The sequence below is a fragment of the Streptomyces sp. NPDC054813 genome, assembly GCF_053611365.1.
Genome location: NZ_JBSHAF010000047.1, coordinates 9039 through 34513 on the forward strand (window position 1 = coordinate 9039; position 25475 = coordinate 34513).

Consider the following 25475-nt stretch of genomic DNA (forward strand, 5'->3'; position numbering starts at 1 on the left):
GCGCCGGGGGGCGGCCCCTGGAGGTCGGGGGGCCCCCCGGGGGGGGGGGGGCCCGCGGGGGGGGGGGGGGGGGTGGCAGCTTGCCCCCCACCCCCCCCCAACATCGGCCGCTCCTGGTGTCCGGGATCAGCGCTGCCCTGTCTCCCAGCCCCCTCCCGGCCGCTGCCGCCAGACCGTGTCACCGATGCGGACGACGGCGCCGGCAAGGGTGGAAGCCGGCTCTGCGTTGAGATGCCGTCCGTTACCGAAGACGACGCGAAGCGACCCCGACTTGAAGCACACCGCCGACAGCACGGGCACCCCGACGAGCTCCTGAACCTCCTCGTCCCCGAGCTCGGCCACCCGCCGCTTCACTGCGCCCGGGGCCCCGATCGAGCCCTGGGTCCAGAAGGCACCGCCGCCCACGGTGATCTCGGCATCCGGCTCGAAAGCCAGTGTCACGGTGTCGTCCCGGCCTACGCGGGCGACTCGGTGTCCTCGCAGCGGCACAATCCATCGGTCATCTGTTTCCACAGACGTCATCATCGTCTACTCCAATTCCGGCAGATAGTCGAAGATGTTGCCGATGCTGTCTTCGCCGATCCCACCGTCCGGGAGCTGGGGATAGACCTCACCGGTCTCGGACTCCACGACGATGTCCGGGTTCCGGTTGCCTCCCACGCCGCGCCATCCGCCATTGCCCTTGACGGCGTGAATCGCGTCCTTCACCTGGCGGGTCGTGTAGCCCAGCTCCTGGGCGATCGCACCCGGGCGGGTCAGGAACGTGGAGGCCTCTTTGGCCACCTGCCCCCACTGGCAGTAGGAGAAGACCTGGCACTTCCAGCCGTTCTGAACGTTCCTCGCGGACTTGTCCACCACGGAGCTGAGTGCCTTGACGAATTTGGCGAATGTCGGGGAACACACCTTGGGGGACTGACCGCATATCGCGTTCCACCGGTCGACCTCGTGGCCGTAGGAGAAGACCGCGTCGTCGATGTGGTTGCAGTCTCCCACGCAGTTCAAGGCGAACGGTGAATCGAGTCCGACCGCGTCGGGCCCGTTCTTCCAGGCCGCGAGCATGGCGACCAGGTGGTGGTCCTTCTTGGAGATGCTGAAGTGCTTGCTCACCGACACGGTCTGGTCGTCGTCGCCACCGGAGTGGCCACCGCCACCGCCACCACCGCCACCGCCGCCACCGCACGGGTCGAGCAGGACGAAGTAGCAGCCGCCGCCACCGCTACCGGGCAGGTACGGCGGCATGCCGAGCTCCTGGGGCGTGCAGTACGAGATGTCGTACTGGCAGGAGTTGGGCCGGGAGCCGATCTCGAGGCCGGTCGGGTCGGCGTAGGCGGTCGGGTTGTCGGCAGCGTAGGTGTATCCGCCCAGTTCCTGCGGGTTGGTGGCCTCGAAGGCCGGGTCGGCGCTGATGAAGAGGCCCAGCGCGGGGTCGTACTTGCGGGCGCCGATGTCGGTGTAGCCGGTGCTCGTGTCCTGTGGTTTGCCCAGGTAGGAGTGGGTGGGATCGGGCCAGGTGGTGGTGTTGGCGCCGGCGCGCGGCTGTCCGTAGGGGGTGTACTGCTGGCGGGCGACCTGCTGTGTGGTGGCGTCCATGGCCAGCGTCGCGGTGCCGTGCGGGTCGTTGAACAGGTACTTCAGGCCCCCGCCCGACAGGCTGGAGCGCACCGCGACGGGTGTGCCCGCGCCCCCGTGCGTGTAGCTGCGCACGGCGCCGAGCAGGACGTGGGGGGACACCGCGGTGTTGACGACGATCTCGGTGTCGCCGGCGAACAGGGTGGTCTGCCCCGGATCGCGGCGGATCAGCTGGTTGCCCTCGGCGTCGTACAGGTACGTGGTCGTCGTCGGGCTTGAACCGGTGGTGTCGATCTCGGCCAGGCGGCCCTCGTCGTCCCAGACAAGGTTCTCGCCCGGGCCGGTGGTGGGTGTGCGGGTGAGCAGGTTGCCGGTGGCGTCGTAGACGAACTTGGTGGGATTGGTGCCGCCGGTGGTGGCCGTGAGGGTGTGCGGCTGGGCACCTGTGGGAGTGCAGTTGGAGGTGCAACCGTCGGTATAGGTGGTGGTCACGGTGGTACCGGAGCCGCCAACGGCGTGATCGACGGTCTGACGCCGGTCGCCGATCGCGTCGTAGCTGAACGACTGCCAGTACGCGCCCGCCGTGGTGGCCAGGGTGGAACCGGTGGGCGGGTTGGCCGCACAGTCGTCGGTGGCGGTCCAGGCGTCGGTGAGCCGGTCGAGCGTGTCGTAGCCGTAGCACTGCTGATCGGTGACGGTGTTGCCGGTCTCCGACTGCTGGTCGGTGGTGGACGTCGGGTTGCCGGAGGCGTCGTAGGTGTACTTGGTGTCGTCGACCGTGGGGCCGGGGGCCTGTGTCCGCGACACCTGGCGGCCCGTCAGCCGGCGCGTCTGATCGTCGTAGCTGTACGTGGCCCAGGCCGGGTTGGTCGAAGCGCCGAGGGTCAGTTGTGACGGCTCACCGTAGTTGGTGTAGACGGTGGCGCCGACATAGGTGTTGATGCTGCTGCTGGTGGTGGTGGGATTGCCGAGCGTGTCGTGGCCGTAGGTGATGGTCTCGTTCAGCAGGCCCTGCGTACGCGGGTCGGCCTGCGTGGCGAGCAATTGATTGTTGGAGGTGTACGAGTAGGTGGTGGTGTAGGTCGACGGCAGCGGTGCCTCGGACGCCGGCAGGGAGATCTTCATTCCGGTGGGCTTGCCCAGGCTGGTGTAGCCGGTGGTGGCCACCGTGTAGCCGTCGCTCACGCCCTGGACGTAGCGCGTCGAGGAGGTCGGCTGGCCGATCCGCAGGGTGTCGTAGGCCCAGGAGGCGAACTCGAAGCCGGACTTGGCCTTGTCGGTTCCGGTCAGCTTCCGGCCCAGCAGGTCGTACGTGTAGTCCAGCTCGGTGGTGCGGGCGTCGGTGGTGGAGATCAGGTTGCCGGCCTCGTCGTAGCCGTACTTGCTCCGGCCCGCGTCGGGGTCGGTCTCGGAGGTCTTGTGGCCGAGCAGGTCGTAGCCGAACGTCCACACCGACTTGTCCGGCCCTGTGACCTGGTGTTGCTGGCCCGCCGGGTAGTAGGAGTACGTCGTCGGCGACGGCGTGCCGCCGGTGGCGGTGAAGCCGGTGGCCGCGCTGCCGGTCACGGTGGGGGCCGCCGTGTACTGGTCCAGTTCGGTGGTCTGCCCACGGGCGTTGACGACCGTGGTGGTGGCCACGCCGCCCTTGGGCGGCAGCACGGTGGTCCTGTCCCCCGTGAACGCGGTCGTCGTCGCCCAGGTCTTGACCCCGTCGTGCTCCTCGGTCACCAGATCGGCGCGGCCCAGACCGTCGTGGTCGGTGACGGTGGTGTCCGGGATGGAGACCTGAGAGACCGAGACCAAGCTGCCGCCCGGGTTGCCTCCGACGTTGTAGCCGCTGCTGGCGACGACCTGCCAGCCGTGCGAGTCGTACTGGACGTCCGACACCGTCGTGCTGGAGTTCTCCGCTGTGGCCTGCGTCTGCAGAGGCCGCAGCATCGCGTCGTACAGCGTCTCGCTGGTCTTGTAGCTGCCGTTGTCCAGCAGCGTGTTGGTGGCGGACACCGACGGCCCGGTCTGGGACAGGCTGTAGCTGTAGGTCATGTTCGCCGGAGCGCCGGCGGACTTGGACTTGTTCGGCAGCCACACCGCGGTGAGACGGCCGAGCGCGTCGAACGTGAGCGAGGTCAGCAGGTTCGCGACGTCCGTCTTGCCGGTCGGCAGGTTGCGGGCCGGGTCCAGGGTGGTGGTGGCCAGCTCGCAGTCCTTGGAGGACGTGGTGGTCGTGGAGCAGTCCACGCCAGGGGTGACCTGCGTGATGGTCGTCGTGCTGGTGGGCAGCTCGTCCTTCGCCGGGGAGAAGGACGTGAAGACGGGCTTCGCCAGGCTCTTGCCGTCAGGAGACGTGGAGTGGGGAGTGCGAGTCACCTTGGTGGCACGCCCGTAGGAGTCGTACGCGGTGGTGGCCTGGTCGACGAACGCCGTCGCGGTCGCACCGTCGGCGGCCGACGACTTCTGGACCAGAGTGGCGTCGTTGTGGTCCGGCAGCGCCGGGTTCTGCTGGCCGTCCCCGTCGTAGGCGAACGGGTGCCCGTCGTAGGAGGTACGGATGTCCGAGATCAGCGTCCCGCCGGGGGTGGCGCCGGCGCCGGTGCAGTCCTGGGCCGTGCTGACGGTCTCCGCAGGCAGGACGAGCAGCGGACTCGTGTTGGACAGATAGCGGGTGAAGGTGCACTTCGCGACGTTGTCGCTGTCGCCGGTCTCGCCCCGGTCGTCCACCTGGACGGCCATACCCGTGGTGGGCTTGCCCAGGGCGGTGGTGTAGAAGGTGTCGGTCTCGGTCTTGCGCCAGCCGTACGAGACCGCCTGCCTGGTGAGCGTCTTGGCGGTGCGCACCATCTGCGCGGTGAGGTCCGGCAGGCCGCTGCGAGACCGGCCGGCCGTAGGGCCGATGATGGTCGGGACGGTGACGACGGCCTTGTCCAGGCTGCCGCCGGAAGCGGTGTAGGTGTCGGTCTCGAAGGTCTGGCCGGCCAGCGCGTCGTCGTCGGCGACCGAGGTGGCGCCGTCCTGGCTGGTGAGGTCGGGCACCGAGCGGGTCTTGCCACCGGGCAGGGTGTCGCCGTTCATGCCCAGGAAGTAGTAGGTCTTGGTCAGCGTCTTCCGGTCGTAGACCTTGGCGCCGTTGGTGTAGTGGAAGACGGCCGGGTCGCCGGTGGTGACGTCCACCTCGGGATAGCCGCGGGCCTGGCCCCAGGTACGGTTCTTGGCCTTGACGACCTCGCTGTCGTCGTAGTGCCAGCCGGGGTTGCCCTTGTAGACGTAGTCCGTCTCGAGCCTGGGTTCGGTCCCGTCCTGGTAGGAGTTGTGCGGGTCCTCGGTCACCACGGAGGTCACCGGATAGGTGTAGAACCAGTCCATCATCGGCGACGGCTGCCCGTACGGGGTCCAGTACACCGGGAAGCACGGCAGAGTGTTGGTGGAGGCGAAGGTCTGCGCGGCCGCGTCGGTGGGGTCGTTGGGGTCACTGGCCGGGGCGCTGGAGCAGTCGGGGTGCTCGTAGCTGACCGTGGTCTGGGCGCCGGTCTCGCTGGTGACCGTCTGGATGCGGTCGTGGTACACGAGCGGCATCTGCGGGATGGTGCCCACGCGGTTGGGCAGCTGCAGCGGCGGGTCGAAGCTCACCGTGGGCGTCGAGGTGCTGCCCGAGGCGCCGCCGAGGGTGTCCAGGCCGGTGCGCTGGACGGAGTCCAGCCACAGGGTGGGCGCGTGGTCGCCGCCGTCCGGGAAGGACTGGGCGAAGGTGTACTTGTCGACCTGCTTGGTCGCCCCGCCGGTCTGGATCTGCGTGGTGATGGAGGTCAGCCGCTTGCGGGACCAGAAGCTCGGGCCGTGGTTGGTGCAGCTGGAGCCGGAGGTGCAGTTCAGGTCGACCGGCACGTCCGGCCAGTACGCGGCGTTGGCGGCGGTGAACTGGCTGTCCGCACAGGTGTTGCCCGACGGGGTGCCCGGGATGCAGCGCTCGGCGGTGTCGAAGAGGATCTGCTCCGGCGCCGTACCGGAGTAGATCGTCGAGGACGTCATGCCGTAGTCGATCCGGGACAGGGTGCCGCCGCGGGTGTAGGAGACCGCGGTGTCCTTCAGGTCCGCGCCGTAGTAGCCCGTCTCCGGCTTGTAGTACCAGGCGGTGGCGTTGCCGTGAGGGTCCACCGCGTAGTCCAGGTTGAACCGGTAGCCCAGCGTGCAGGAGGTGGCGGCGAAGTCCGTGCTGTCCGGGCACGCCGACACACCGCCGTGGGCGTGGAAGACCGGCACGGTCCACGCCGACTTCGTCTCCTCCTTGCCCGACGACCAGCCCGGCAGGCGGTTGTAGCCGAAGTAGTACTGCACGCCGCCCTGGGTGACCTTGAAGTACTCCCCGTTCGTCGTCCCGTTGGACGTACCGGTCAGGTTCTCGATCTTGGTGGTGGCGTCGTCGTCGGCCGGGCGGAAGGTCTTGGTGCTGTCGTCATAGACGATGGCGGTGGACTTCCCGTTCAACGACAGGGTCAGGATCTGGCCCGCCCAGCACTCGTCCCCGTCGTTCTTCGGCGCGCCGGAGGAGGAGTCGTCCTGGCACGCCTTGTAGGTTCGCTCGATGTAGTTGTCGGTGGAACTCCACCCGTCGCCCAGCCAGGAGGACTGGTTGTTGGTGCCCTCGGTACGGCCGTCCTGGCTGGAGGAGTCGTACGAGAGGTCCACCTTGGGCGCCGGGCCGCCGATCGCCGGAGGAACCGTGATCGGGTAGGCGTAGGTGAAGGAACCGGTGTTCCCGGACGTGGACCAGCTGCCGGCGGGCGACAGGCTGGTGGCCGAGTAGTCCCCGGCCGAGCCCGAGGTGCCCGAGGTCGCCGCCATCACCACCATGGCGCCGGACGACGCCGTCGCCGTACTGGTGAGAGGGGTACGGCCGGCGGCGGTGCCCGGCAGGCCGACCTGTCCCGACAGCGGCGACCCGGGGGCAGTGCGCACCGGCGCCTGGACCTGGCACTTGCGCAGCTTCGGCGTGGTCAGGGCGCACGCGGGCAACTGCACCAGGTGCAGACGCGAGGCGAAGTCACCGCCGAAGGCGTAGCGGAAGGAGGAGTCGTCCACCCGCAGGGCGACCTTGCCGCCGCCCGGGCCGGTGCGCCGCAGCGTGAACAGCACACCGTGGACACCTGCGGCACGCGCCGCCTTCTGCCCCAGCACGCTCACCCGCACACGCTGCGCACCGGTCACGGCGCCGCCCTGGGGCCGGGCGGTCGCGGCGGCACCGAGCAGGACGGGCGTGCTCCCGGCCCGCACCTGGGTCGCCTTGGCGCTCAGCCTCGCCGAAGCAGGCGCGACGGGCAGGGTCACCACGGCACTGCCCGCCGCCGGGAGCTTGGCGTGTGCGGTGGGATCGAAGTGCTTGAACCCCTTGTGCGAGGGGACGTGCCGGGGAGTGGCGTGCGTGAACGGGATCCGCTTGTCGTGCGGAACGGCCGGAGCCGACACATGCCGTCTCGTCTTCGTCCCGGAGGCCGCCGCGGCCATACCGGCGGGCAGCAGGCCCGACACCAGCAGGGCGCCGGCCGTGACGAACGCCGTGCGTCGAAGTCTTCGGGTGCGTGAGGCCGACCGCCCCCGTCTCCACCCCGTTGTCCGCACCATGGTGTGCGATCCCCTCCTTGAGGCATGAGCACGCAGGTCACCCGGCGGGCATCTGAGTGCACGTCAAACGGAGGGCACACAAAGCTCACACACCCCCGTAGTGGATCACGCTAGGCCCTCACGCGATCCACACAGGCAAAGGATTTCCTGTGAAAGACCCAAAGGATCACCCAAATTGAAACCCAACCCGTCTCGCATGCGTCAAAAGCGGACTCGGCAGGGTGAGTTGACGATCAGTTCGTGATGGACCCTGTTCACCGGGGTCCGCAGAATGCACAGCGGCGCGGGCCCACGGGGGGACCGCCTTGCTGATCGTTTCAGAATGAGTTGAGCTGCGGCTCTTGTGCTCAGTGATCTTGGTCGGCAGGGTGTCCGGGGTGCGTGCTGATCTTGTTCCTGACGACTTGTGGGAGCGGGTGGCTCCGCTGCTGCCGCCCGCTCCCGAGCGGCGCCTCCGCTATCCGGGGCGGTTGCGTGTTCCCGACCGAACTGCACTCGCCGGCGTCCTGTACGTGCTGCGGACCGGTGTCGCCTGGCGTGACGTTCCCGCGGAGACTGTGGGCTGCTCCGGGTGACGGCCTGGCGCCGGCTGAGGGACTGGACCGAGGCTGGCGTCTGGCCCCGCCTGCACTCCTTCCTGCTGAGCGAACTGCGCCGCGCCGACCTGCTGGACTTGGACGACTGCGCCGTGGACGGCTCGCACATCCGGGCCCTCAAAGGGGGGATCACGTCGGCCCCTCGCCCGTTGACCGGGCCCGCCCCGGCTCCAAGCACCACTTGATCGTCGACCGTCACGGAACCCCGCTCGCCGTCATGCTCACCGGCGGCAACAGGCACGATGTCACTCAACTCCTGCCCTTGTTGGACGCGGTCCCATCCATCCAGGGTCTGCGGGGACGCCCCCGCCGCAAGCCTCGGCGACTGTACGCGGACCGGGGTTACGACTTCGACAAGTACCGCCGCCTGCTGTGGAAGCGTGGCATCAAACCCGTGATCGCCCGACGCGGCGTCGCCCACAACTCCGGACTGGGCAAGGTCCGCTGGGTGGTCGAGCGAGCCTTCGCCTGGCTCCACCAGTTCAAACGACTCCGCACCCGCTACGAGCGACGCGCCGACCTCCATCAGGGCCTGCTCGAACTCGCCTGCGGAATCATCTGTCTCCGACGGCTTCTGAGGGCAGCCAAAGCGCAGCAGTAGGCTCCTGACGCGTGACCTTTTCTCCTCACGACGTACCTGCGCCACTCCGTCATGAGCCCAGCCCGGAGGCCAGGCGAGAAGCGGACAACGACGCTTTGATCAAAGCTCTGCAGGCTCGCGCATGGGATCCGGGCCTGCGATTCGACCACGCGGACGTCCCTATCGCGTGGATCACCGAGCGTTACGGCAAGCCCCGGTTGGAGCGGATACGAGGCGACATAGTTTCGTATGGCAGTGACGGGACGGTTGAGCTCAAGGCCAAGACCGAGGAAGTGACCGCCTACTACGCCGACGCTCCTCGCGGGCCGCTGTTCCCTCCGATCTCCCTGCCAGAGGTCGAGAAGGCAGAGCGGAGAATCGGACGCCGTCTACCCGAACTGCTTCGACGCCTCTACACCGAGGTCGCCAACGGAGGATTCGGACCCGATGGCGGGCTTGCCTCCCTGACCGACGGCAACCGGGCTCCAGGGCACTTGCGCGACTGGCCGTGCACGGCCAGCGTCCACGAACGAAACCTGTCAGAGGGCATGCCACCATCATGGCTGTTCCTCACCTACGGCGGCTGCACGATGGAATGGCATGTCTCATTGAGCGCAGTCGACAACCCCGTGCTTCTCTACGACGCCGACGGCTACACCTCCGGGGAAGGCCCTCACGGCGGCCTTCGCCATGCGACCGCCTCACTACAGAAATGGCTGTGGACCTGGGCTGACGGCGGCAGCGTCTGGGATGAAGTCCTGTGACTGCTCTTACGAGCAAGAGTGACGTCGCATCCCTCGTCCAGCTCATTCTGAAACGGTCAGTAAGTCGCGCGATGCCCGGTTTGTGATCGTGGGGTCCCAGGAGGTGAGGGGCGCCGAACGTCCACGAGCTCGAGTGCTGATAGCTTCGCGCCCGTGATCGTGTATCCGCTGTGGCATGTCGGCCACCAGAACGAAGCTGGCGACGACGGCTCGACAGTGCACGTCGATGAGAGCGGCGTGTTCTGCGACGAGTCGGACGGCGACGACGTGAAGCTGCTCGGTATCTACTCAACCCTTGAACGGGTTGAAGAGCGTGTGCGTCAGGCTCGACTGCTATCGGGCTTCCGTGATGAACCGGAGTGCTTTTACTTCGACCCCTGCGAGCTCGATGAGGACGATTGGACCGAGGGCTTCGTTCGAGTTCCGCCGGGCGAGTAGGCCCGTGGGCAGAGTCTTGGTGGGATGCCGTTCCGTGGTCACGTGAGCCCCAGGACTTCGGCGTAGTCGGGTTTGTGGGTATGTGAGTCCCAGCAGGGCGAGGGGGCGTCGTGCGTCAAGGGCGTTGTATCGCAGGCCGGCGGCGATGTTGGTGCTCCCTGCGAGGCGGAGGGCGCCGATGGCGAGGTTGCGCCAGGTGGCCATAGCGCGAGGGGCGGTGCCGTTCCGCAGTTGGGAAGCGTCCTCGGCGAACGTCACGTCTCGGACATGGTGTAGGGCCTCGACCTTCCAATGGTCGTGGATCAAGCTCGCGAGGTCGGCGGGTGTGGCCTGGTCGGCGGTGAGGCTGGTGACGGCATAGACGGTCTTGATGCTGATCCTGCCGGTCTTGCGGTCCACTCGGCGGCGCTTGAGCTGGACGGCCTGGCGGGCCCCGGGGAAGAGCAGATTGTTCACCGTGCAGACCTTGATCCGACGGATCTCGCCCCGGCCGTGTCCGGCGTCGCGGGTGCGTGACTGCAGCGGAATCTGCTTCCACGGAAGGGACTTGAGCTGCTTTTGGAGCTTCTTCTGGTTACCTTTCACGATCATGATGCAGTGCGCGTCCCGGCCGAGCAGGTACTGAGCGTGCTCGCGCTGGGTGTGCATCGCGTCGCTGGTCACGACCACACCCGCCAGGTCGGCGATGGTCTCGAGCAGCGGATGGAAGCACGTGATCTCGTTGGTCTTCTCGCCCAGGTCGAGCTGGGCCAGGACCAGGCCGCGGACGTGGTCGCATGCGGTGAGCAGGTGGATCTTCCGCCCTCTGGACCTGGCCGCTCCACGCAGGCTCTTGCCGTCGACCGCCAGACCGCGCAATTGACCGTCGGTGCTGGTGCGCCGGTCGGCCGGGGCTTGTTCCGTGTGGCGCTGTCCGCGGCGCGCGGCCCGCCGTGGCCGGCGGGTTGCTTCCTTGGTGGGCTGGAGGGTGGGCTGCACCGTTTGGGCCACCGTGGGACCGAAGGGTGCACCGAGGGTTGCAGCACCCCCGGGGCAAGCCGGGCCCGTTCTCGCAGATCATCCAGGGCGGGCAAGCCTGTCCAGCCCGGCGACACCTCTTTCTGCGGAAGTCAGAAATGCCCAAACGGGCCGTGCCAGCCGGTGTACTGACCGACGAGCGAGCCGATCGGCACGCCGACGACGTTGGCCGGCGTGCGCCAGGCTCGCGTTCAGGTCGGCGGCCGGGCGCGGAGGGCTGTGGAAGCGGCGGGCGACGAAGGGGGCTGCGGAGCAGGGGACTTGGTGGCAGGAGCCGCTTTCGTCGCTCGTTGCTGCGGGAGGACAGGGCGGGTGACGATTGCCTGTCGTGCCGGCCGCTGATGAGCTACGGACCGGTTATGGTATGCGGATGCTGCGTGTGACTTCCGCGGCGCCGCCCAGGTGGACCAGCAGCCCCGACGCGTTGTGCTGTGCGGTGGCGGTGATCGTGGAGGGACTGCCGAGGGAGTCACCCATGTCGACTGCGATGTCGCTGATGCCCTGGCCGGCCAGGTGTGCAGCGAGGCAGGCGGTGCTGTTGGCGTTGGCGATGTCTTCCGCGACGCCGATCGACGGGGCGAACATGCGGGCCGCGACGCGGCCGGTGGGCGTCGGCGCCGAGTAGGCGTAGCAGCCCAGGAAACCAAGACGGTCACAGGCGGCACGGAGCCGTTCGAAGTCCGGGCTGAGTGTGGTGAGAGCGGACCGCGTAGTGAGGGGAACCAGCAACCGCGGCCGCCCCACTGAGGCGACGCGGATACCAGGAGCGAGTGTGCCCGAGGTGACACCGAGTGCGGGCAGGACAAGGTCGCACTCGGTCGCTGTGGGCCTGCGGAGGTCTACGGGACCGGGGGCGAAGGCGGCATTGACCTGTGTGTTCTCCCGTACGGACCAACCAGGGAAGACGCGCCCTGTCGCATGGATGGTTGCTCGATATTCCTGGCACCCGGCGCGCTCGGCCAGGAAGGCCAGAGCGGCAACCGTCCCATGACCGCACGCGGGCAGTTCTCCCTCGGCGGTGAAGAAGCGGAGGGATACGACCGGACCGCCTCGTCGGCTGTCGTGCACCGACACGAAAACGGCGTGCGACGTTCCCATCTGAACCGGCACGCGACGGCGCTCATCGTCACTCAACGGCGCCTCGTCCAGCACTGCGGTTGGACTACCGCCTTGGCCGTCGCGCAGACACGCGCGGACGATCGTGACGGGCAGACCGTGCCTACTCATCGCAGTGCCGTGATCCTTGTGCCGGACCGGCGTCCGCTTCCCTCGCCCACCGCCGGCTCCACCTTCATGCCTCCGCAGGATTCTGATCGTTGTGCTCTTGCGCCTGCGCCCAGATGATCGCCCATTCGTTGAGCGGTTGCAGGGCGTGACTGAGTGCTGCCCCCAGGCGAGTGAGCTCGTAGCCGTCGGCTGAGGGGGCGATGATCCCGTTTGTCGTGAGTTCGCGAAGCCGCTGGTAGAGGACGCTGGATGACAGTCCTTCGCACCGTGCCAGCAGCGTGCGGGCGCCGAGCGGACCCGCACGCAGCTCCCAGAGAATGCGCAGCGCCCACCGACGGCCGAAGAGGTCCATCGCGGCCATGATCGGACGGCCGGTCGTCGATCCACGAACCGGTGTTCCTGGGCGCGGTGTCGGCATGACCCTCCTTGTGTTTCGTTATTCGAAACACTAGCATCCGTGGCGTGTTTCGAATTTCGAAACAACCTCAACGGGAGGGCCGATGTCGCGAATAGCCCTGCTGGAACCGCCGTACACCGACGAGGCCGGCGCGCTGCTCGCGCGCATGATGCCCGGGGACGTGCTGCCGATCGGGCTGTTCCGGATGTTCGCCAGAAACCTCCCGATGGCCGTCGCCATGCACGGATGGGGGCGCTATGAGCTGGGCCGACAGCTGACCCTGACCATGAGGGAGCGCGAGATCGCGATCGACCGGACATGCGCGCTGTGCGGCTGCGAGTACGAGTGGGGCGTGCACATGATGACGTTCGCCGAGCGGGTCGAGCTCACCCGCGAGCAGGCGGCATCCCTGGTGCACGGCGGCCCCGCTGACGCGTGCTGGACGTCCGAGAGGGAACGGCTGCTCATCCTCGCCGTCGACGCGCTGCACGGGCGTTCCGACATCGATGACGCGCTGTGGACACGACTCGTGTCGGTCTTCGACGAGCTCCAGCTGCTCGATCTGCTTCTGCTGTGCGGGTGGTACCACGCCGTCAGCTTCGCCGCGCGCGCCACGCGCATGCCGCACGAGCCCGGCGCGCCTCGCTTCGCCGACTTCCTCCCCATCACGACCGCGACCAACCGGTGAGCACTACCCGGGAGCGCTCCGAGGCGCGGCTGCTGGTCCCCTTGCTGATGTTCATCGCTCTGGTCGTGGCGGCGGTCGCCAGCCTCGGGACGCCGCTCATCACCAGCGTGGCGACCTCGTTCCACGTCTCGCTCGGCAGCGTGCAGTGGACGCTGACCGTCGCGCTGCTCAGCGGCGCCGTCGCCACGCCGGTCCTGGGCCGGCTCGGAGCCGGCCCGCACCGGCGGGCCACGATCCTCGCCACGCTGGCGGTCGTCGTCGCCGGCAGCGCGCTCACCGTGCTGCCGCTGCCGTTCGCGTGGCTGCTGGCCGGCAGGGCGGCCCAGGGCGTTGGGCTCGGGCTGACAGCGCTGCTCGCCGAGCTCGGCGGGGTACGGGCCGCCTACGGCCTCGGCCTGGTCGTCACCGCCGCCGCCCTCCTGACCGCGTGGCGCTCCATGCCCGAAGCCCCCGAAGGCCGCTCCGCCCACGTGGACGTGGCAGGCGCGGTCGTCCTGGCCGCTGTGCTGCTCCTGGTGCTGTTCCTCGCCGGCGAACGGAATCTGTGGAGCCGGCACCTCGCCGTGGCGGCGGGCCTCGCCGTCGTCGCGGTGGTGCTGCTCTGCGTCTGGGCCGTCATCGAGCTGCGCAGCACGACGCCCCTGGTCGATGTGCGGGCGGTGCGGCACCCGGCGGTCGCCGGGGCGAACCTCGCCATGTTCGTCGGCGGGATCGGCATGTACCTCCTGCTCACGCTCATCACCCGGTACGCGCAGACGCCGTACGGCGCCGGCTACGGCTTCGGGCTGACGACCTTCATCGCCGGGCTGGTCCTCATCCCGTTCTCGGTGCTGGGGTTCGTCGCCGGCAAGCTCACGCCGCGGGTCCGGACGCGGATCGCCGACCCCCTGCTCCTGGCCGGCAGCGCCGTCGTGGTCGGCGGCGGGTTCGCCCTGTTCGCGGCGGCCCGGTCGGACCTGGCCGAACTGTTCGCGGCGATGGGCGTGCTCGGCTTCGGCGTCGGCGGCTTCTCGGCCGCGATGCCCGGCGTCATCCTGGCCGTCACCCCCAAGAGCGAGACGTCGAGCGCCATGAGCTTCAACTACGTCGTCCGCAGCGTCGGGTACTCCCTGGGCAGCGCCATCGGCGGCCTGATCCTCGCCGCGGGCACCGGCCCCGGCCACCTCTTCCCCGACGACAGCGCCTACACCACCGTGGCGCTGGTCGGGATCGGCGCCATGGCGATCACGACGCTGACAAGCCTCGCTCTCGCCCGCCGGCGCTCGTCCGAGACCAACCCGTAAGTCAGATGCACTCATCCCGACACTGGAGGTTCCATGCCCAAGGGCTACTGGGTCAGCGTCTACCGCACCATTTCAGACCCTGAGAAGCTGGCTGCTTACAACAAGCTGGCCGCTCCGGCCGTCAAGGCCGGGGGCGGTCGAACCTTCGCCCGTGGCGGTAGGGTCGTCGCACACGACGCTGGAATCGCCGAGCGCACCGTCCTGATCGAGTTCGACAGCTTCGAGCAGGCCGTCGCGGCGCACGAGAGTGCGGCCTACCAGGAAGCGCTGGTCGCCCTCTCCGACGGCGTCGAGCGCGACTTCCGCATCGTCGAAGGCGTCGACTGACCAAGGTCCAGTCGGACACTCAACTTACGGCCTGGGGAGCGTTTACCAGTAACGGTTGGTTGGTCGGGGCCGTGAGACGTTGAACGGCAGATCTCGGTGGAAGACGGCCATAACCCGGCCGGGACCGTTGTAGTCGTCGACAATCTTCGTGTCGAAGCCGAGGCTGCGGTGTCGTCTGTCAACTCGTTCGAGCAGCTTCGTGGGCGGTCAGGCGGGCGACGGAACGAGAGTCGTGGGGACGGACGGACGTGCCGACCATGCCGGCTCCACTCAGCTCGGCGGCTGTCAGCCGGGCTTCGCCCAGCGACAGGTGGCGCATCTCGCGCAGGGCTCGCAACACGGGGACGAGACTGGCGTCCTCGGTCGCCAGGCGAAGCCGAGTTGCCCCGTGCTCGGCAAGGAGTGCCTGCCTGATCTCTTGGGGAGCTGGGCCTGCGCCCGTCTCGCACCACGCGTTGGGGCAGGCTTGGCATCGCCCTTCAATGCCCCAGCGCCCTTCAATGCCCCAGCGCAGCTGGCCCCGGTCGACGAACTGACCGAGATCGCGGACCAATACGCCACCACAGGCGACGCAGGTCGAGGTGACCTTCACTCCCTGGGTAGCGGTGATCATTGGTATTTCTCCCCACGGTGTCGTTCTGCCTGATCCTGCCGTAAGCACTGCAGGCCGGCGACTGGGGTATCCGCGGATCAGGGTTCGGCAGCGGGGCGTCATGCGGGCAGTGGTTCCGGTGGCGCGGTCTGGTAGCACCGTCCATCGCGGAGGAGGGCCCACAGGACGTTGACGCGGCGGCGTGCGAGGGCGAGGACGGCCTGGGTGTGGCGCTTGCCCTCGGCACGTTTGCGGTCGTAGAACTGCCTGGGCTCGTCGCAGTGTCGGATGCTGAACAACGCCGAGATGTAGAAGACGCGTTGGAGGCGGCGGTTGTATCGCTGCGGGCGTCGCAGTTTGCCGCTGATCTTTCCGGAGTCGCGGGGCACCGGGGCGACGCCGCCGAAGCCGGCGAGGTGGTCGGCGGTGCCGAAGGCCGTCATGTCGCCGCCGGTGGCGGCCAGGAACTCGGCACCGAGGATGACGCCCAGGCCGGGCATGCTGGTGATCACGTCGAAGGCGTCGTGGTCGCGAAACCGGGCCTCGATCGCCTTGTCGAGCTCGGCGACCTGCTGGTTGATGCGCGTCACCTCCTTCGCCAGTGTGTGCACCAGCTCGGCGGCCAGCTTCTCGCCGGGCAGGCAGGTGTGCTGCCGTTCGGCGGCCTGGACGGCGATCTCGGCGAGCCTGTCGGGGCGGACGACGTGGCGGTTGCGCAGCCAGGTCTCGAGCCGCTTGGCGCCGATCCGGCGGGTGGCCGCCGGGGTCTGGTAGCCGGTCAGCAAGGTGAGCGGGCCGGCATTAGTGAGATCCAGCGCCCGTTCCAGGCCGGGGAAGAGGCTGGTGAGTTGGGCGTGGAGGCGGTTGACAGTGCGCTTCCGGTCGGCGACGAGGTCCATGCGACGGCCGGTGAGAATCTTGAGGTCGGTGATGGTGTCGTCGCCGGTGCGTAAGGGGTGCAAGTCGCGGCGGACGCGAACCTGGTCGGCGATGACGGCGGCGTCCTTGGCGTCGGTCTTGCCCTCGCCGCGGTAGCTCTCGGAGGCCTGGTGGATGGCCCGGCCGGAGATGTAGTGCACCGGCTGGCCGTGGTTGAGGAGGATCGCGATGGCCAGTGCGGCTCCGCCATCAGCCAGGTCGACACCCCATGTCACCTGGTCGCCCAGAGAAAGGACCTCGGCAAGGAGCTCAAACAGTTCGGGCTCGTCATTGGCGATGCGGCGTGACAGCAGCCGACGGCCGCTCTCGTCGATCGCGACGCAGTGGTGGTGGGTCTTGCCAGCGTCGATGCCAGCCCAGATCGCGGCCATGTTGGTACCTCCGTGCAGTGTGCTACTGGTTCCTCCCACGGACGACATCGCTGTCGATTCCCTACGGAGCGATCATTCGCAATTCCTAATTGGCAGCCGAGTCGTCGTGGGGCGCCGGGCGGCCAATCGATGGAAGCCTCAAGCGGCAGAAGTTTGAAAGCCACACCCGGCACCCCTGGGTGGGTGAACCATACGAAGGGCTCACCGCCTCCCGCAGAACAACGTAGGGAAGTTTGATCAGTCTCGAAGTTTGACGGGGTTGGACTCCGTCTCATCGGGCTTTGGCCGCTCGCCGGTTCGGGAGCTGTGTCGGAGCCGGGGTCTAGGGTGCGGAGCCGTGGACGCTGCTGATCTTGACTATCGGGCCCGAACGTTGACGGGCTGCATTCCTTCGTCACGGGTGGCCCGGCTTGTCGAGCTCGGCCATGAGCGGGAGGTGGAGCTGCAGGCCGGCCGCGGGGAGTGGTTCTGCGCGCTGGGGTGGGCGCGGTTGCTGGGCGACCGGCAGCAGTACGCGCGGGCGTTGGAGGTGCTCGCCCCGTACATCGTGACGGGCTGGTGGCCGGCGGCCCAGGCCCAGGCCGAGTTGCTGGAGGGGTGGGGGCGGCCCGACGAGGCGATCGCGCTGTGCCGCCCGTACGCGGAGGCCGGGGACCGGCTGGTCCTGAATTTTTTCGCTCGCCTGCTGTCCCGTCACGGCCAGGGCGCCGATGCGTTCGCGCTGCTGCGGCCCGGAATCGATGACTGGTTCCTCGCCGAGGGCCTGGTGGACGTCGCCGAGGCCGCGGGTATGGACGAGGAGGCTGCGGCGATGTTGGAAGCCCGCATCGCCGCGGCGGTCCCGGCCTGCGACGACCCCGACTGCGGCAGGCTTTGCCTCGAACCGTCCAACGCCTTCCCTCTTCTCGCCGCCATCCGGGAACGACAGGGCCGGATCGAGGAAGCGATCGACCTGCTGCGCCGCCGGGACAGCACCTCGGTCAACGGCCGCGACGCGCTGGCCGACCTGCTGGCCCGGCACGACCGGATCGAGGAACTGCGCGCGTACGCGGCCTGCGAGTACCACGGGCACGCCGCGCAGCGCCTGGCCGAGGTCTTTGAGGAGCGCGGCGACGCGGAAGGAGCGATCACCGCCTACCGGACGTTCGCTGAAGACTCCGACGGCATGTGGCACGTGGCCGTCCCGCTGTCCGAACTCCTGGTCCGGCACGGGCGGGCAACGAGGCGATCGCAGTGATGCGCACCCTCGCCGACCGGCCGGGCGGCGCGCAGGACTGGATCGTCCGCACGCTGTGCACCCTGTACGCCGGCCAAGGCCGGGCCCACGACGGCCTGGCCTGCCTCGATGCCCTCAAGGCGCGCCGCGGCGGCAAGGAGGACTGGGACTTCTTCCGGATCCGGCTCCTTCTCATGGTGCGTCTGGGTCTGTTCGACGAAGCGATCGAGCAGGCCCAGACGCACCCCGAACAAGACACCTGGTATGCGGCCTGGTCTCTGTCCGATCTCCTCGCCACGGCCGGCCGCGCCGAGGAGGCCCTCTGCGTTCTCGAACGGCACCCGGCCTGCCACACCTCGCTCCGGGCCACGCGCCTCATCGACCTCGGCCGCATCGAGGAAGCGGTGCAAGTCCTCCAACAACGCCCGCGGCCCGCACCGGCAGACGATCCTTGGGCCGCCACCCACTCCACCGAACCGCCCCTTTGACACTGCTCCACCAGCCTCGGGTCGCTGCTGAGCGCTGTGGTCAAACTTCCTTGAGACCGCTCATACTTCGACGTTGCTGCGGCCCGGCTCCGCTGGTCCCCGATCCACGCACCGAGCCTGAGCTCCTTACGACCAGCCGGCCCCCGCCGACGGAGCTGTCCGGCAGCAGCTGGAGCCCGCGGCCGCCGACGCGGTCCGCGCGTAGGCGGCCCGAACCCGCGAACGCGCGGACCAGTTCGCCGCCGTCCTGGAGGACATCGCCGAAAACGGCCTGCCCTCGCCCGACGACCGCATCCCCTGGGAAGGCCTGCGCGAGGCGCACCTCGCCCGCCTTGCCGCGCAGCGGCCGGCCGTCGCCTGATGCCCCAAGGACATGGGCCCCGCCGTGCCCGCATCGCTTTCTCCGACTTGGCCGCCGAACAGCTGGAGAACCTCACCGGCGAAGCAGACATCCACGCCCTGGACCGCGCCCTGGTCGTCATCTGCGTCGACCCCGGGATCGGCGCCCCGGTCCCCGGCGACACCGCCGGCCCCCAGCTGCGCCAGTACTCCGACGACATCGAAGCCGTCCGCATCCTGTACTTCGGCACCGCCCTGCGTACGGTGGTCGTTGTCGCTTGCATCGAAATCTGATCCGGAGCGTTGCCGCCGCCGGAGGTGTATGCCCGTCCAGGCCGCTGAGTCAGGGACGTGATGTCGTCATGGCGCCCGGTGTCCCGTTCGGCGTGGTGGAGGGTGGGGTAGCCGGGCGGGGCGAGGGTGCCGCGGGCGTCGGTGAAGCGGTTGCGCACTGCGCGGGCGGGACCCGCCCGGGGCATCACGGCCGTCCGCGGGTGGGTGTTCACCGGCAGGACCCACGAGGCTGCAGGCTTTTTTCGCGGGTCGCGACAACCTCGGGTGGGGCCGCACGTCTGGTGGGGTGAAAGGCGGTTTCCGGGACGGGATTTCCAGTCCCGGCGCTGCCCGACTGTCAGCGTTGTCTCTGAACTCTTTGGAGTCGTTTCCTATGCGGCATTCCCGCGCCAAGAAGTCGAACCGTTCCCTGCGCACCTGGGTGCTGGGGTCGGCCGCCGGTCTCGCCCTGGTGGCGGGCGGCGGCATCGCCGCTCAGGCGGCCACCGCCGGCCACGCGCACCCGGCCAAGTCGGCACCGGCCGACCCGAAGCCCGTGCCGTCCACCCCGGGGACGCAGACCTCTGCCGACAGCGAGCCGACTCCGGTGCCGGGTGATGCGAGCGGCAAGCCCTACCCGAAGCCCGTGCCGTCCACCCCGGGGACGCAGACCTCCGGCGACAGCGAGCCGGTTCCGGTGCCGGGTGATGCGAACGGCAAGCCCTACCCGGGTAACACCGGCCGCTGAGCCACCGACCATGGGTGTGGCCGGGCCGGGCCGGACCGGAGCCGGCCCCGCCACACCCCTGATCTGAACGAGGACGATGCAGCTCACCCTTGCCCTGCCCTGGTGGGCCCGGCTACTGCGCCGCGCCCGGACCACCACCTCCGCTCCGGCGTCGGACGCGCCGCACCCCGGCCGGCGATTCCGGCATCTGCGTTCGGTGGCCGACCGGGACGGCGAGGAAGGTTCCCCCACACTCGCCGATCTGTACCGGACCCGGCGGCTCGACATGGTCCGGCTGGCGGTCTTCCTGGTGGACGACCTGCACACCGCCGAGGACGTCGTCCAGGATGCCTTCGCCGCCGTCTGCCGCCGGCACGGCGAACGGCTGGACGACCTCCAGGACGCATACGCCTATCTCCACACCGCGGTGGTCAACGCCGCCCGCTCGGTGCTGCGCCGGCGGCGCACCGCGCGCGCGTACACCCCGCCGTACCAGGGCCCGGGAGCACCGGTCGACGAACTGCTGCTGCTCGCCGAGGAGCACCGGCAGGTCTTCGACGCGCTGGCGCACCTCACCGCGCGCCAGCGCGAGGTACTGGTCCTGCGTTACTGGTCCGACCTGAGTGAGGCGCAGATCGCCGAGACCCTCGGCGTGTCCCGTGGCACCGTCAAGTCCACCGCGAGCCGCGCGCTCGCCACACTGGAAAAGCTCTTGGAGGTGGACCGATGAGTACCCGGGCGCCGCTCGAGGAACGGCTGCGCGCTGCGCTTGAAGCACGCGGGCAGCTCATCAGCGCCCACGACCTGTCACCGGCTCGCCCGCCTGCTGGAAGGACCTGGGGGACACGCCGGATGCGGCGGGTGCTGTCCGTTGCCGTAGCCGCCACTGCGGCGGCTGCAGCCGCCGTCGTCCTCCTGCTGTCCTCCAACACCCCGGACCGCCCCCGCCCGGCACCGCCCGCACAGCATTCCAGCCCCACCGTCGCCCCTACCTCCACCGACCCGCACCTGGTACCCTCCGCCGTCCCGTCCGTGCCCTGATGCTGTGACCGGCAAGGTTCCGGCAGCGGCCGCGATGCGCGGGCGGCTGTGGCACCGTGGAGAAGTCGGCCCGCCGCTTTCCCCCGTAGCGGCGGGCCGGCCTGTTCCCGGACCAGAACTCTGGATGGAGGGCTGCCGCCGCACCCCGCGCGGGACACCCGTTCGGGCTATGGCGGCTGTTACGCACGTTCGCGGGCTGGACCGCCGGCTCTCGATAGCACTGCCTGGCGGGTATCCCGGGACGGGCCCAGCCGCGTTCCACGCTCGAGGGCAGCTGAATGGTGAGCTCACCGGTCCGCGCCGGGTGGGCGAGCGTGGCCCGGACGCGTGGTTCAGGGCCTGGCGCGTGTGAGCCTTGCTCACCTGCAGTGTGTCGCCCTGCTGTTCCAGGCGAACCCGTGCCGTGCCCACTCGGCGGCGGTGCGCAGCCGCGCGATCGTCAGAGCCGGTCGCGCCTCACGGGCATACAGGGCCAGCGCCTCACGCTCCGGGGGCCCGGCAGCAGGTCCCCAGGCGGGTGGGCGGCTGGACACAAGCGGTGTCTTCGCAACCACTTCACGCTCCCGGAGGGGCACCGACGAAATGCGGCATTCGAAGTGACGGAATGCGAAGCGTGGGCGGGCGGGCCGTAGGGGTCGCCCGCCCGGCCGGCAACACGGGACGTTTTCGAAGGTCCCGGGCCGCATATGCGGAGTGCGGGCACGCGCCGGCTCTTAACCCCAGCAGGCTGACGCCGCGATGGACCTGTGAATGCGGCCCCCGCCGGATCGCTCGGCGGGGACCGCTGCGGGTGCGTCTGTCGGCTGGTCACAGCACTGTCACCGGGCGGGTTTGGGGGTTGTCGCTATTGCTCTGGTAGACCGTGTCGCCGCTGTAGACGGCGGTGATGGTGTGGGTGCCTGTGGTGCGGAAGGTGGTGATGAGGCCTGCGGCGGCGCAGTGTCCGAGGGCGGGCAGCAGGCGGCGGGTGCCGAGGGGGGTGTGGGTGGTGGTGTCGGTGAACGTCACGGTGCCGGTGGGCCTGGTCGTGGAGCCGGCGCCGGGGCAGACCAGGTCGCTGAGCACGACCGGCAGGCCGGTCAGGGTGCGTTGCGGGATCGCGGTCAGGAGGGTGGTGACGGGCTTGCCCGGGGTGTAGGTGATGGTCACCTGCGCCGCCCCCGACGCAGGTCCGGAGATACCGCCCGCCGGGACGAGGTCCGACCCGCCACCGCCACCGCCGGGGCCTCTGGTGCCCTCCCCGGAGAGAAAGTTGCAGCCTCCTCCTCCGCCGCCGCCGAACCAGCCGCCTCCACCGCCACCACCGCCGAGGTTGCCGCCGGCCCGGCCGCCGGCACCGGCCTGGCCCGTGGCACCGGCGGTACCGGTGCTGTCGGGGCAGAGGGCTCCCCCAGCGCCGCCGGCTGTCTGGGTCCCGCCACCACCGCCCTGGCCGCCGTCCGGTCGTTCGCCGCCAGGCTGTCCGGTGTCTCCGGCGGCTCCGCCGGTTGCCTCGGGGACGGGGATCGTAGCGACTCCGGCACCTCCTCCGCCGCCGCCCCCGCCGACGATGAGGCGGGGGTCGGTGCCGGGGACGCCGGTCAGGACACAGCCGGCGTTGGCCGAACTGCACGTGCGGATGTCACTCGAACCGCCGCCGGCACCGCCTGGAAGGAACGGGATCGGACCGTTGCTGATGCCGCCGCCGGTGTCGACGTTGACGTAGAGGGTGCTGTTGGGCGTCACGTTGAGGGTGCCGCTGACGGTGGCGCCGCTTCCGCCCGCGCCGCCGTTGGGTCCGTTCTGGCCTGCGGCGCCGGTGGCCGTGACGGACAGTTGGGTGATACCGGCGGGGACGGTGAAGGGCTGGTTGGCGCCGGCGTTGAAGGTGGTGGTGACGGGCGCCGCCGCGGCGGGCGCCGCCGTGGGCAGCACCAGCGCCGCGGCCGGAAGTACGGCAGTGGCGAGCAGGACAGCGCCGCGGCGGGTCACGCGCCCCGGCCGCCCGCCGACGGTTGTGCCACCGCGCCGTCCGGACACCGCAGGCCTCGGGATCAATTTCATGAAAGGGACTCCTCGACAGGGGCGCGGCACCACAGCGCGCCACGGACTTCGGTCGATGTGCCGGCCCCGCATTCAGGAGACCGCCTGGTGATCTAGCCACATCCATTCGCTGCGGCACCCCGAACACACCGTCGTACGGCGTTATGATCAACCGGCCAGCGCACATCGCCATCCGAACCAATGCCCGCGTCCGCTACTCCCCGCCGCCCTCCGGCCAGTTCACCCGGGAACCTGCACTTCTCAGCACGGGAAGTCCTCACGGCGCACCCTACGTTTTCGCAGGTCAACGTATTCCGTCGGTAGCCCTGTGCGGAGGGTTGCCGACCCGGCTTGACTCAGGTCGCGGACCGCCCGGTGACCGCGGCGACTGGACGAGAACGGACGAGGGTGCGGCCGGCACTGGGACACGACAGTCGGGCCCGCTTGGGCTTGCGGCCGGCTCGTCGGCGCCGCCAGGATCGGCTGCATGATCAAGGGTGTGATGTTCGACTTCTCCGGGACCCTCTTCCGGATCGAATCGGCCGCGCAGTGGCTGCGCGCGGTGGCAACGAAGGCCGGTCTGGACGTGCCCGAGGGTGAACTCGACGCGTGCGTCAGCCGGCTGGAAGAGTTCGGGGCTCAGCCCGGAGGGGTTCCTCCGCGCACAGTGCCGCCCCGTCTGGAGGCACTGTGGCGGGAGCGCGATCTGACCGCCGAACGACACCGGGCTGCCTTCACAGCCCTTACCCGGGAAGCGAAGCTGCCTGCGGCTGACCTGGCCGAGGCCCTGTATGAACGTTCCCAGGTGTCCGGGGCATGGCTGCCTTATCCCGACACCGAGGAAACCCTCCGCGCCCTGCGCGGGCGAGGCATCCCGGTCGCTGTCGTCAGCAACATCGGCTGGGACATGCGCCCTGTCTTCCGCGACCACGGTGTCGATGACCTCGTGGACGCCTACTTCCTCTCCTTCGAGTGCGGGGTGAAGAAGCCCGATCCCCGGATCTTCCAGATGGCGTGCGACAAGCTCGGAGTGGCGCCCGGCGATGCACTCATGGTGGGAGACGAGCCTGTTGCGGACGTCGGAGCTGCCACGCTGGGGTGCCGGGTCCACCTAGTCGATCCCTTGCCCGTTGACCAGCGTCCCGGCGCGCTGGCCGAGGTGCTCCAGCTCCTCTGACGTGCCCGACCGGGGCGATTTTCGGCGCGATGTTGAGGGCCCGGCGACCGAACGCCGCCCAGTCCTCGGGCTCGATACCGCGCAAACGTACCCGCTTACCAGTCCGGAACGAAGTCATCCCCTATCCGATCACGCCGCAAGATGCGATGCACAGGCCCTCCCGACCCGGGCCTGAACTGTCTCGTCATGCCGGCGGAGCCAGACAACTTGGTACGCCAGTGGAGCCCCGAAACGCTGGTGCGCCGGCGCCCAAAGAAGCGCTTACAAACAGCCCGCAGGCCGCCGGGCATCCCGGGCAGCAGGAATGCGGGCACGACCCAGGCCTCAAGGACAGCTGGGCCCAAGATTTTTTGCCGGTTGATGCTCCTGCCGAGGCCGAGAAAGGAAGATGCACACTACGAGCTTGAGGAGCAGCCCTGTACCCCGTCCGACTGGGACCACGACGCGGTGCTGCCCAACCCGATCGGGGAGCGGGACGAGCCGGGCCCGTTGTGGGTGACCGAGCCGCCCCTGCGTCTGCTGCTGCGGATCTCCAGCCCGAAGCACGGGCCGTGCCCCCCCGGCAGATTCACGAGTCGTGGACGTCCGGGGCCACCGAGGGCCTCCTGGAGAAGTTCCGCATCATCCGCAAGGACGCCCGGGACCGGGCCATCGCCGAGGATGACGAGGTGACACTGGAGTACATCAAGGTCATGTACTCCAAGTTCGTCTCGACCATGGGGGAGTCGAACTACAACCGCGAGCTGTACCGCACCGACTGGATGCACCTGATCCGCTCCCAGGCCTGGCCTTCGCGAACCTCTGGTGGAAGGCCCACCGCGCCTACGACGAAGGTCTCATGGTCGTCCGCGCCATGGGCACCGACGAACTGCACGTGGCCGGTGACTGGCGGGCTGTCTTCCCCGAGGGGCGCGGTGTGACCGAGGTGAAGGTCAAGGACGTCTACACCGTCGGCGACGCCGGCCCCATGACTGCGGAAGAGGCCTGACATGCCCGAGCGCAACCTCGACTTCGGCAAGTTCGGCGCCCGCGGCATCAAGGGCCACGAAGCCGTCGCCCGCCGGCTCGACGCCCTCGCCGGATACGTCGCCACCCCGATCACCGCCCGCCGTGGCCTGCTCGCCCGCCTGCACTACCTCACCCGCAGCGACCACGCCCGTGCCGCCGCCGCGGCCGCCGGCCTGACCGCGACGCCCCGCACCATCCGGGCCTGGCTCGCCGGCACCCGCCAGCCCTCCCGTGCCAACCTCGCCGCGATCGAGCAGGCGTACCGCGCGGTGCGGCGGGAGAACGTCGCCCGCTATCTGCTTGCCCGCCTCAACCGCGACGGGCGCGGCACCCGCGTGGAGTTCCACCCGCTCAACCAGTCGCAGGTCTCCCGGCCCCAGCAGCGGGCCGTGGCGTACCGGACGCTGAACGTGCGGCGGTGGGATCGGATCGTCGCGGCGCGGGTCGCCGACGATGACGACGCGCTGGACAACGCCTGGGTTGATGACGCGGTGGTCGATCTCGGCTCCCAGTGGGGCCAGTACGAGTACGTCACCAACATCGGATTCGCCGCCTGAGCGTGAGCGGCTGGCCCGCGACCATTTACCGGGTACCCGGTACGATCGACCCGCGGGTGTCACATAAAGCTTGACGACGAAGGGCCCCCTCCCCGGGCTCCACCCCGGGTCAGGGACCCTCCATCCGCGCTCTAGGCCGTGTATCGGAAGTGAATCTTGCACATAGGGTGTCGGAATGTCACTGAGCCACATAGCACTCTCGTCTGGACGTTCGATCGAGCTCACC

The 25475-nt window shown here is 69.3% G+C and carries 20 protein-coding genes and 3 pseudogenes; 15 read left to right on the top strand and 8 right to left on the bottom strand.

Annotated features, from left to right (window positions below):
* Positions 1 to 126: 126 nt before the first annotated feature.
* Positions 127 to 525 carry a DUF6188 family protein gene (locus ACWGJB_RS48050; protein ID WP_453386351.1) on the bottom strand — a complete coding sequence of 133 codons (399 nt, stop codon included), beginning with the start codon at positions 523 to 525 and terminating at the stop codon, positions 127 to 129.
* Positions 526 to 528: 3 nt separating this feature from the next.
* A complete protein-coding gene (locus ACWGJB_RS48055; RefSeq protein WP_453386352.1) occupies positions 529 to 7182 on the bottom strand; it encodes an RHS repeat domain-containing protein in 6654 nt (2217 codons plus the stop codon).
* Between the two features lie 377 nt (positions 7183 to 7559).
* Between ACWGJB_RS48055 and ACWGJB_RS48060 the strand changes: the two are divergent.
* From ACWGJB_RS48060 to ACWGJB_RS48070, 3 genes and pseudogenes are all read left to right on the top strand, one after another.
* Positions 7560 to 8379: pseudogene (locus ACWGJB_RS48060) on the top strand (IS5 family transposase).
* An 11-nt stretch (positions 8380 to 8390) separates the two neighbouring features.
* Positions 8391 to 9122, top strand: coding sequence for a hypothetical protein (locus tag ACWGJB_RS48065; RefSeq protein WP_453386353.1), 732 nt, complete (start codon positions 8391 to 8393; stop codon positions 9120 to 9122).
* A 216-nt stretch (positions 9123 to 9338) separates the two neighbouring features.
* The gene (locus ACWGJB_RS48070; protein WP_453386369.1) at positions 9339 to 9560 is read left to right on the top strand and encodes a DUF7336 domain-containing protein; all 222 of its coding nucleotides are present in this window, start codon (positions 9339 to 9341) and stop codon (positions 9558 to 9560) included.
* On the opposite strand, the gene ACWGJB_RS48075 is transcribed toward ACWGJB_RS48070, so the two are convergent.
* From ACWGJB_RS48075 to ACWGJB_RS48085, 3 genes are all read right to left on the bottom strand, one after another.
* Complete coding sequence (locus tag ACWGJB_RS48075) at positions 9456 to 10550, bottom strand: ISAs1 family transposase (RefSeq protein ID WP_453386354.1); 1095 nt, start codon at positions 10548 to 10550, stop codon at positions 9456 to 9458. The two genes, ACWGJB_RS48070 and ACWGJB_RS48075, sit on opposite strands and share 105 nt — an antisense overlap.
* 384 nt (positions 10551 to 10934) lie before the next feature.
* The gene (locus ACWGJB_RS48080) at positions 10935 to 11804 is read right to left on the bottom strand and encodes a PhzF family phenazine biosynthesis protein (protein ID WP_453386355.1); all 870 of its coding nucleotides are present in this window, start codon (positions 11802 to 11804) and stop codon (positions 10935 to 10937) included.
* 64 nt (positions 11805 to 11868) lie between these two features.
* Entirely contained in the window at positions 11869 to 12165 is a 297-nt protein-coding gene (locus ACWGJB_RS48085) for a winged helix-turn-helix transcriptional regulator (RefSeq protein ID WP_453386356.1), read from the bottom strand.
* A 139-nt stretch (positions 12166 to 12304) separates the two neighbouring features.
* Between ACWGJB_RS48085 and ACWGJB_RS48090 the strand changes: the two genes are divergently transcribed.
* The 3 genes from ACWGJB_RS48090 to ACWGJB_RS48100 are packed head-to-tail and all read left to right on the top strand — an operon-like array spanning position 12305 to position 14499.
* Complete coding sequence (locus ACWGJB_RS48090) at positions 12305 to 12889, top strand: carboxymuconolactone decarboxylase family protein (protein ID WP_453386357.1); 585 nt, start codon at positions 12305 to 12307, stop codon at positions 12887 to 12889.
* Between the two features lie 47 nt (positions 12890 to 12936).
* A complete protein-coding gene (locus tag ACWGJB_RS48095) occupies positions 12937 to 14172 on the top strand; it encodes an MFS transporter (RefSeq protein WP_453386370.1) in 1236 nt (411 codons plus the stop codon).
* 33 nt (positions 14173 to 14205) lie between these two features.
* Positions 14206 to 14499, top strand: a complete 294-nt coding sequence (locus tag ACWGJB_RS48100) for a DUF1330 domain-containing protein (RefSeq protein WP_453386358.1) — start codon at positions 14206 to 14208, stop codon at positions 14497 to 14499.
* 178 nt (positions 14500 to 14677) lie between these two features.
* Here ACWGJB_RS48100 and ACWGJB_RS48105 read toward each other — a convergent pair whose 3' ends face one another.
* Together ACWGJB_RS48105 and ACWGJB_RS48110 are read right to left on the bottom strand one after the other, a co-directional pair.
* Positions 14678 to 15112, bottom strand: coding sequence for a hypothetical protein (locus tag ACWGJB_RS48105; RefSeq protein ID WP_453386359.1), 435 nt, complete (start codon positions 15110 to 15112; stop codon positions 14678 to 14680).
* Positions 15113 to 15210: 98 nt separating this feature from the next.
* Positions 15211 to 16401, bottom strand: a complete 1191-nt coding sequence (locus ACWGJB_RS48110; RefSeq protein WP_453386360.1) for an IS110 family transposase — start codon at positions 16399 to 16401, stop codon at positions 15211 to 15213.
* Positions 16402 to 16801: 400 nt separating this feature from the next.
* Between ACWGJB_RS48110 and ACWGJB_RS48115 the strand changes: the two genes are divergently transcribed.
* From ACWGJB_RS48115 to ACWGJB_RS48140, 6 genes and pseudogenes are all read left to right on the top strand, one after another.
* Complete coding sequence (locus tag ACWGJB_RS48115) at positions 16802 to 17638, top strand: tetratricopeptide repeat protein (RefSeq protein WP_453386361.1); 837 nt, start codon at positions 16802 to 16804, stop codon at positions 17636 to 17638.
* Positions 17638 to 18105, top strand: a complete 468-nt coding sequence (locus ACWGJB_RS48120) for a hypothetical protein (RefSeq protein ID WP_453386362.1) — start codon at positions 17638 to 17640, stop codon at positions 18103 to 18105. Before ACWGJB_RS48115 ends, ACWGJB_RS48120 begins: the two co-directional genes overlap by 1 nt.
* A gap of 169 nt (positions 18106 to 18274) precedes the next feature.
* Positions 18275 to 18466 (top strand): annotated as a pseudogene (locus tag ACWGJB_RS48125) (hypothetical protein).
* Entirely contained in the window at positions 18466 to 18738 is a 273-nt protein-coding gene (locus ACWGJB_RS48130; RefSeq protein ID WP_453386363.1) for a hypothetical protein, read from the top strand. The pseudogene ACWGJB_RS48125 and the gene ACWGJB_RS48130 overlap by 1 nt, the downstream one beginning before the upstream one ends.
* Before the next feature lie 373 nt (positions 18739 to 19111).
* Positions 19112 to 19465, top strand: coding sequence for a hypothetical protein (locus ACWGJB_RS48135; RefSeq protein WP_453386364.1), 354 nt, complete (start codon positions 19112 to 19114; stop codon positions 19463 to 19465).
* Between the two features lie 76 nt (positions 19466 to 19541).
* Positions 19542 to 20174 carry a SigE family RNA polymerase sigma factor gene (locus ACWGJB_RS48140; protein ID WP_453386365.1) on the top strand — a complete coding sequence of 211 codons (633 nt, stop codon included), beginning with the start codon at positions 19542 to 19544 and terminating at the stop codon, positions 20172 to 20174.
* Positions 20175 to 21292: 1118 nt separating this feature from the next.
* Here the strand turns inward: ACWGJB_RS48140 and ACWGJB_RS48145 are convergent.
* Positions 21293 to 22528, bottom strand: coding sequence for an Ig-like domain repeat protein (locus tag ACWGJB_RS48145; protein WP_453386366.1), 1236 nt, complete (start codon positions 22526 to 22528; stop codon positions 21293 to 21295).
* 466 nt (positions 22529 to 22994) lie between these two features.
* On the opposite strand from ACWGJB_RS48145, the gene ACWGJB_RS48150 reads away from it, so the two are divergent.
* The 3 genes and pseudogenes from ACWGJB_RS48150 to ACWGJB_RS48160 all read left to right on the top strand — a co-directional run bounded on the left by ACWGJB_RS48150 (position 22995) and on the right by ACWGJB_RS48160 (position 25249).
* Positions 22995 to 23684 carry an HAD family hydrolase gene (locus tag ACWGJB_RS48150; protein ID WP_453386367.1) on the top strand — a complete coding sequence of 230 codons (690 nt, stop codon included), beginning with the start codon at positions 22995 to 22997 and terminating at the stop codon, positions 23682 to 23684.
* Between the two features lie 420 nt (positions 23685 to 24104).
* Positions 24105 to 24672 (top strand): annotated as a pseudogene (locus ACWGJB_RS48155) (transcriptional regulator); the annotation flags it as partial.
* A gap of 1 nt (position 24673) precedes the next feature.
* Positions 24674 to 25249: a transcriptional regulator gene (locus tag ACWGJB_RS48160; RefSeq protein ID WP_453386368.1), complete on the top strand. Its 576-nt coding sequence runs from the start codon at positions 24674 to 24676 to the stop codon at positions 25247 to 25249.
* Positions 25250 to 25475 lie beyond the last annotated feature (226 nt).